This is a genomic window from Spirillospora sp. NPDC046719, from assembly GCF_040645715.1.
Taxonomy (GTDB): Bacteria; Actinomycetota; Actinomycetes; order Streptosporangiales; family Streptosporangiaceae; genus Spirillospora.
In genome coordinates, this window is sequence record NZ_JBEYYT010000460.1 from 1 (window position 1) to 7239 (window position 7239).

Genomic DNA, 7239 nt, shown 5'->3' on the forward strand with positions numbered 1-7239 from the left:
GCCGGCGGCCGCGACCTCCGCCGGCGCCCGCCGACCCGACCCGCGCCGCGGCGGGCGTACCGCCTCCGACCTCCCATTCGTCCAAGACCCGCCGGGGAGGCGCGGCGGAGACTGGGCATGTCACCGGACGACCGAGGAGGACGACATGACCAGCGAGACCCGGCGGACCTTCTACCCGCTGATCGCCACCACCGACCCCGACAAGTCGATGGAGTGGCTGGAGAAGGCGTTCGGCTTCGTCCCGCACGACGTGCACAGGGACGACTCCGGCGCGATCGTCCACGCCGAGATGGGGTACGACACCGGGCTCTTCATGTTCGGCACCGGCGTGCGGGTCAAGGCGGCCGTGTACGTGGCGATCGACGACCCGGACGCCCACCACGCCCGCGCGAAGGCCGCCGGCGCCGAGATCATCCGCGAGCTCGCCGACACCGACTACGGCTCGCGCGACTACGCCGCCCGCGACCTGGACGGCAACGAGTGGTACTTCGGCACCTACCGCCCCTGACGCCGGAAATGGACGCGCCCGCCCTCGCTCCCCGGTGCTACGGTGCGGGGGCCGGCCGCGGGACTTCGGTGCGACTTCCGGAACCCGCCCTGTAAAGCGATGATTCGCTGTTCGCGCTCCCCTTCCCCGGCCGGCGCCCCCAAGCCCCCGGCCTGTGTTGGATCACGATGAGCGAGACGTTCGCGGACCTGATCGCCTGCGAGGACGCGCTGATGTTCGTCAACGCCGCGATCACCTCCACCGGCCAGCGGGAGTTCCACCACGCCCCCGGCGACCAGCGCCTCTCCCTGGAGTTCCTGCACGCCTACACGCTGGAGAACTACCGGGAGGTCTACGCCGCGGCGCTCGCGCTCGACGTCAACGACCACAACGCCGCGATCATCATCCGCAACCTGCTGGTGCGGGCGTCCGACGTCGGCGTGGAGCGGCGCCGCGCCGAAGGGCGGCTGATCGCGCGGCGGCTGGAGCTGATGCCGCGGCAGCGCGTGTACCGGCTGTTCCGCGAGCTGCGCCGGCTGAAGGTCAACAACCGGCGCACGCGCGCGATCATCCGCGGCTGGCTGGAGGCCCGCGCCGACCCCGCTTTCGACGCCGTCAAGTACCGCAACGGCGTCAAGACCGCCGTCCGCCACGTCCACGCCCAGCCCGGCGGCGAGCTCCGCGTCTTCCTGTTCGATCCGCTCCGGGCGAAGTCCTACGCCACGCCCATCCTTGAGCAGTGGCGGCGCGCGCACTACGAGAAGGCCGCGCTGTACGAGCTGCCCTACACCGTCGCGGAGGGGTTCGCGGCCAAGCACCGCGTGCCGCGCGAGGTGTTCCTGGAGCGCATCGCGCCCCGCATGACCAGGCTGGAGCGGCTGCGCCTGCAGGAGAACGCGCGCGAGGCCGGCGCTTCGGCCGTGGCCGCGGACCTGACCGCGATGCCGCTGACCCGCCTGGCGTCCTACGTGCTCGCGCTCCCGCTCGACGACCGCGCGGCGCGCCGCGCGGAACTGACCGGGGCGCTGCGGACCGCCGCCCGCCGCGTCGCCGGGCCGGCGCGCGGCTCGTGGGGCCGCGTCGCGGCGGTGCTGGACGACAGCCACTCCTCGGCCGGCTCCGGGCAGAAGCGCCGCCGGCCGCTCGCGGTCGCGCTCGCCGCCCACTACCTGCTGGAGGCGCTCGCCAAGGAGTACACGCCGCTGTGGACGTCGGGCCGCACCGACGAGCTGCTCGCCTACCCGTTCGGCCCGACGCCGCTGGGGGAGCGGATCATCGACGCGCTGGAGACCCGGCCCGACCGGCTCATCATCGTGTCCGACGGCTTCGACAACGCGCCGCCCGGCCTCGCCGCCGACGTCCTGCGCATCTGGCGGACGCGCCTCGACCCCGGGCACCGGCTGGCGCCCGGGCAGCGGGTCCTGATCGCCCACCTCAACCCGGTGTACGACGCGGACGACTTCGACGTGCGGCGGCTGTCCCCGGCCGTGCCGACCGCGGGCATCCGCGACGCGGAGGACCTGCCGACCCTGGTCGAGCTGGCCCGCTTCGCGGAGCGGCAGGTCGGCCTCGCGGGGCTGCGCGCCCACCTGGACGACCGGACCGCCCGGTTCCTGGGGGAGCGCGCATGACGTTCGCGCTGGAAGGGCTCGAGACGCGGCCCGCGCAGGTCTGGGGGTCCGTGCGGCTCGTCCCGCTCGTCCGGGACGAGCCCGTCCCGCACCTGCGGCTGCACCGCAAGGCCTACGAGGAGCCGGTGTCCGTCGTGGACGTCGGCGACGGGTCCGTCTACGTCTCGTTCGTCCCGCACGCGTTCGTGGCGACCTGGGACGACGGCGACCAGGCCCCGGCGGCCTCCTACGGGACGCGCCTGCTGGAGCGGGACACCGCGGCCGCTCCGCCGCGCATGCCCGTCCGCCTCACCCGGCGCATGGCGCGCAAGGCCGGGAAGGACCGCCTCCGGTTCCTGCCGCTGCACCTGGCCGTCGAGGGCTACCTCGCCCTGCATTTCGGCGGCCCGGAGATCCTCTGGGAGGAGTGGTCGAGGCGGGCGGTGGCGCGCGGCCTGTCGCCGCGCTGCGAGGAGAGCTACCTCGGGCTCCGGGTCCGCGGGCTGGGGGACGCGCTCCGGATCTTCGAGATCCATCCCGGGCAGTGCGGCGTGCTCGTCTACGTGGCCGACGCGCTGGCCAGCGCGTTCGTCACGCCGCATCCCGACGACTACCGCGCCCTGCACGCGACGCTGGTCGAGGACCTGTTCGGCGAGCTGATCTACAACTACGGGCTGCTCGGGGTCCCGGCGGGCGACCTGTCGGCGGGGATCGACGGCGCCGGGATCGCCTCGCTGCACGACCTGCGGGCCGCCGCGGCCCGGCGCCGGGACGAATGGGCCGCCTTCCATGACGAGGTCATGGCCGGCGACCTGTTCGACGAGGACGGCACCAGCCAGCGCGTGCAGCGCCTGCACGGGTTCGAGCTGTCGCGGTTCCTGCCGTCATTCGGGCTGCGCAAGGAGAACCACATCGGCGAGACGATCACCGGGGAGGACGGCCGCGTCGCCTACCTGAAGACGTACCGGCTCTCGGACTCGCAGGTGCGCCGCGGCCACCTGCTGACGCGCCTGGCCGCGCACGAGTGGCGGCTGGACGCGACGGCCGCCGCCCTCGGCATCGGCGAGGCGGCCCTGGCGCTGCGGCTGGAGCGGGCGGGCTTCGGCCACCTGCTGCGGCAGGACGTCCTCGACCACTACCGGGCCCAGGCGAGGCGCGGCGCGCCCGCCTGAGCCCGGTCTCCTCAGCCCTCGTCCGCCTGTGCCGCGCCCGTGCGGGTCGGGCGGGGCCGTGCCGTCAGCGCAGGCCGGCGAACAGGTCGTCCTCGTGGTCGGGGGCGGCGTCCACGCGGTTGAAGTGCCGGACGAACGTCTCGTTCGCGAAGACCATGTGCTGGACCTCCTCGGGCAGGCGCAGGAAGAAGATGTTCTCGCCCTGGCTCGCGTGCGCCTCCAGCGCCTTGACCTTGCGGGCGGCGTAGGGTGCGACGTCCACCACGCTGGTGATCATCTCGTCCGGGACGCCGAAGTCGTCCGGCGGTTCGAAGCCGACATCCACCCCGGCGGCCTTCGCGACCTCGAACATCTGCGCGATGCCGGACCGGGGGATCGCCGTGTAGTACAGCTTGTCGGGGATGCCGGTCTTCTCGGTGGCGGCGACGGCGATGCGGTGCGCCTGGATGTGGTCGGGGTGCCCGTACCCGCCGTTCTCGTCGTAGGTGACGACGACCTGCGGACGGTACCGCTCCATCAGCTCGGCCAGCCGCCCCGCGGACTCCTCCAGCGGGACGTTCGCGAACGCCCGCGGGTCCTCGTTGGTGGACCAGCCCTCCATGCCGGAGTCGCGGTAGCCGAGCAGCTCCAGGTGCTCGACCGCCAGGATCCCGGCGGACTCGCGGACCTCGGCCAGCCGCCGCCGCGCGACCTCCTCCGCGTCGTGGCCCGGCTCGCCCGGCTTCACGCCGCCGGAGTCGTCGCCCTGCTCGCCGTTGGTGCAGGTGACCAGCACCGTGCGGATCCCCTCGGCGGCGCAGCGCGCGAGCAGCCCGCCGGTGCTGAGGACCTCGTCGTCCGGGTGGGCGTGGACCGCCATCAGGGTGAGTTCGTGCTCCATTGCTCCGGGACTCCTCGGGGGCGCTCGTCCGACCCGGTCAACCCTACGCGGCGGCGGGTGAAGCAGATCACGTCTGCGACGTGGCCTCGGTCACCGAGAGATCGTCCATGGAGATCCGGTGGGCCGGCGGGTCGAACGGGAACAGCGAGGTGGTGTCCGTGCCGTCCACGACCAGCAGCTCGCCGGGTGCGAGGAGCCGCCAGCCGTCCGTGTCGTCCATCCGCTCGCTGGCCAGCACGTGGGCGACGGCCGGCTCGCGGTGCGCGGACACGTGCACGCGTCCGGGCTCGCGCTCGGACGCCATGTGGCGGGTCTCGCCCTTCTCGGCGAGGTCGTGCTTGAGCACCCACAGCTCGTGGGTGTCGGGATAGCGCAGCGCCCACAGCCGCCTCGACTCGGCGAGCAGCACGTTGAGCGCGAAGACCGGCACCTCGGCGGCGATCCGCCGGACCGCGGCGATCAGGCCGGCGATGGTGTCGCCGTGCCGCCGGATCTCCGCCGTGACGTAGGCGAAGACCAGCTCCGAGTCGGTCTGCCCGCTGACCAGCGCGAGGTCCACGTCGGTGAGCCAGGACCGGATCACGTCGAGGCCCCGGACCATCCCGTTGTGCGCGAACAGCCGGTCGTCCATCACGAACGGATGGGAGTTGTGCACGTCCGGCTTGCCCGTCGAGGCGTACCGGACGTGCGACATGAACGTGTGGGAGACGACGTCGCGGGCCTCGGCGCAGAAGTCGGCGTCCTCGTAGGCCGCGATGGGCGCCCGGTCGCGGACCGGCTCCTCGCCGAGCGAGAACCAGCCGAGGCCCGTCCCGTCGGGCATCCGGCGGCTCTGCGAGGACAGGCTGTCGGGGGCGTCCAGCAGCCAGAACCTGGCCTGCACGCGGGGCCCGCCGGTCGTCATCCCGAACAGTCGGCACATGCCCCCACGATGCCCGCCGCGCCGGGGCCGAACCCGGGCCCGCGGGGGAGGGATAGGGCAATATTAGAACGGGTCCGCCGGCCCGGGCGCCCCGCGGGACGACACCCCGCCCCCCGCGCCCAACCAGCCGACCACGAGCGCGGCGAGGATCACCGGGACGGCCAGCACGGTCTTGTGGCCCTCGCCGTCGTAGTCGAACCACATCAGCACGACGACCGCGGCGAGGAAGGCCAGCGTGACGATCTCGGTGACCGGCGAGCCCGGCAGCCGGTACGAGGGGCGGGACAGCGCGCCCGTGCGGGCCCGCCGCACGAACAGCAGGTGCGAGATCATGATCATCGCCCACGAGCCGAGGATGCCGATCGCCGCGAAGTTCAGCACGATCTCGAAGGCGTCCTTGGGGACCCAGGCGTTCAGCCCGACGCCCAGCACGCAGATCGCCGTGGTCATCAGGATGCCGCCGTAGGGCACCTGCGACCGGCTCATCGCCGTGGTGAACCGGGGCGCCGACCCGGAGGCGCCGAGCGAGCGCAGGATCCGGCCGGTGGAGTACAGCCCGGAGTTCAGGCTGGACAGCGCCGCGGTGAGCACGATGAGGTTCATCACGCCGCCCGCGGCGGGCACGCCGAGCTTGGACAGCACGGTGACGAAGGGGCTCTCGCCGTCCTTGTAGGCGCTCCACGGCAGCAGCATCGTGAGCAGCAGCACCGACCCCACGTAGAACACCAGGATCCGCCAGACGATCGAGTTGATCGCCTTCGGCATGACCTTCTCGGGGTTCTCGGTCTCCCCGGCCGCGACGCCGACCAGCTCGGTGGAGGCGTAGGCGAACACGACGCCCTGCACGACCACGAGCATCGGCAGCACGCCCTTGGGGAAGATGCCGCCGTGGTCGAAGATCGTCAGCGGCCCGGCGTCCTGCGCCCCGACCTTGTGGCCGGTCACGACCAGCACGATGCCGATGCACATGAACGCGACGAGCGCGCCGACCTTGACGATGGAGAACCAGAATTCCAGCTCGCCGAAGATCCGCACGGAGATCAGGTTGATCGTGACGACGACCGCCAGCGCGATCAGCGCGAGCACCCATTGCGGGATGCTCGTGAACGCCTTCCAGTAGTGGATGTAGAGCGCGATCGCCGTGATGTCGACGATGCCGGTCGTCGACCAGTTCAGGAAGTGCATCCAGCCCGCGACGAACGCGCCCTTCTCGCCCATGAACTCGCGCGAGTAGGAGACGAACGACCCCGACGAGGGGCGGTGCAGGACCAGTTCGCCGAGCGCCCGCACGACCATGAACGAGAAGAAACCGCAGACCGCGTAGGCGATGGCGAGGGACGGGCCGGCGCTGGCCAGCCGCCCGCCGGCGCCGAGGAACAGCCCGGTGCCGATGGCGCCGCCGATCGCGATCATGTTGACGTGGCGTGTCTTGAGGGACTTGCGGTAGCCGGCGTCGCCCGCGTCGACGTGCGACGGCTCGGCCGGTGCCGTCCTCAAATCCTGGTCGCTCACGCCTCGTTACCGCCTTTCCACGGGGTGTCGCCTCGATGGCCCGGTGCAGTTTCGGTCATGGAGCCAAAACTGTCAAAACGCTGCCCAAAATGACCTTGATGTAACATCCGTGCCGCATGCCGTAGGTTCTCGGGTATGGGGTCGCCGCTGGTGCTGCTGGACGTTGACGGAGTGCTCAATCCGTTCGAAAGGCCGCACCGGGGCTATCGCCGCCATCGCTGCTCGCCCAACGGCGTCACGTTCCGCCTGTGGCTGAACGCCGCGCACGGTCCGGCGCTGCTCGAGCTGGCCGAGTCGGCGGGCGCCGAGCTGGCCTGGGCGAGCTACTGGTGCGACAACGCCAACGAGTGGATCTCGCCGCGGGTCGGGCTGCCCCGGCTGCCGTTCGTGCCGATCCCGCGGTTCCCGGGCATCGAGGAGGGCCGCACCCTCGGCGCGTGGAAGGCCCGGCACGTCGCGGCATGGGTCGAGCGGAGGCCGTTCGTGTGGTTCGAGGACGAGCCCGACGCGACGGAGTGCATCGCCGCCGAGGAGGGCGTCGCCGACCATCTCCTCGTCTCCGTCGACCCCCTGGTGGGCCTCACCGACGACGATCTGGAGCGGGGCGCGGCGTGGCTGCGCGCCCTCGCCCGCTGATCGCGCCGGCCGGGCGGTGC

7 protein-coding genes are annotated in these 7239 nt (G+C 72.3%); 4 read left to right on the forward strand and 3 right to left on the reverse strand.

The window, feature by feature from the left end:
- Positions 1-145: 145 nt before the first annotated feature.
- The 3 genes from ABZ914_RS42935 (at position 146) to ABZ914_RS42945 (ending at position 3269) form a co-directional block, all read left to right on the forward strand.
- Complete coding sequence (locus ABZ914_RS42935) at positions 146-508, forward strand: VOC family protein (protein ID WP_500200531.1); 363 nt, start codon at positions 146-148, stop codon at positions 506-508.
- Positions 509-675: 167 nt separating this feature from the next.
- Positions 676-2118, forward strand: coding sequence for a hypothetical protein (locus ABZ914_RS42940; protein ID WP_500200532.1), 1443 nt, complete (start codon positions 676-678; stop codon positions 2116-2118).
- Positions 2115-3269, forward strand: a complete 1155-nt coding sequence (locus tag ABZ914_RS42945) for an ARPP-2 domain-containing protein (protein ID WP_500200533.1) — start codon at positions 2115-2117, stop codon at positions 3267-3269. The genes ABZ914_RS42940 and ABZ914_RS42945 overlap by 4 nt, the downstream gene beginning before the upstream one ends.
- Before the next feature lie 64 nt (positions 3270-3333).
- Here the strand turns inward: ABZ914_RS42945 and ABZ914_RS42950 are convergent, their stop codons facing one another.
- The 3 genes from ABZ914_RS42950 to ABZ914_RS42960 all read right to left on the reverse strand — a co-directional run bounded on the left by ABZ914_RS42950 (position 3334) and on the right by ABZ914_RS42960 (position 6583).
- Positions 3334-4149, reverse strand: coding sequence for a PIG-L family deacetylase (locus ABZ914_RS42950; protein WP_500200534.1), 816 nt, complete (start codon positions 4147-4149; stop codon positions 3334-3336).
- Positions 4150-4216: 67 nt separating this feature from the next.
- Positions 4217-5071, reverse strand: coding sequence for a class II glutamine amidotransferase (locus tag ABZ914_RS42955; protein WP_500200535.1), 855 nt, complete (start codon positions 5069-5071; stop codon positions 4217-4219).
- A 63-nt stretch (positions 5072-5134) separates the two neighbouring features.
- Positions 5135-6583: an amino acid permease gene (locus ABZ914_RS42960; RefSeq protein ID WP_500200536.1), complete on the reverse strand. Its 1449-nt coding sequence runs from the start codon at positions 6581-6583 to the stop codon at positions 5135-5137.
- A gap of 135 nt (positions 6584-6718) precedes the next feature.
- On the opposite strand from ABZ914_RS42960, the gene ABZ914_RS42965 reads away from it, so the two are divergent.
- Positions 6719-7219, forward strand: a complete 501-nt coding sequence (locus tag ABZ914_RS42965; RefSeq protein WP_190868223.1) for an HAD domain-containing protein — start codon at positions 6719-6721, stop codon at positions 7217-7219.
- Positions 7220-7239 lie beyond the last annotated feature (20 nt).

What these genes read in the sequence shown, in the direction of transcription:
- ABZ914_RS42935 (WP_500200531.1), top strand. Translation starts at nt 146, where the DNA reads ATGACCAGCGAGACCCGGCGGACCTTCTACCCGCTGATCGCCACCACC.
- ABZ914_RS42940 (WP_500200532.1), top strand. Translation starts at nt 676, where the DNA reads ATGAGCGAGACGTTCGCGGACCTGATCGCCTGCGAGGACGCGCTGATG.
- ABZ914_RS42945 (WP_500200533.1), top strand. Translation starts at nt 2,115, where the DNA reads ATGACGTTCGCGCTGGAAGGGCTCGAGACGCGGCCCGCGCAGGTCTGG.
- ABZ914_RS42950 (WP_500200534.1), bottom strand. Translation starts at nt 4,149, where the DNA reads ATGGAGCACGAACTCACCCTGATGGCGGTCCACGCCCACCCGGACGAC.
- ABZ914_RS42955 (WP_500200535.1), bottom strand. Translation starts at nt 5,071, where the DNA reads ATGTGCCGACTGTTCGGGATGACGACCGGCGGGCCCCGCGTGCAGGCC.
- ABZ914_RS42965 (WP_190868223.1), top strand. Translation starts at nt 6,719, where the DNA reads ATGGGGTCGCCGCTGGTGCTGCTGGACGTTGACGGAGTGCTCAATCCG.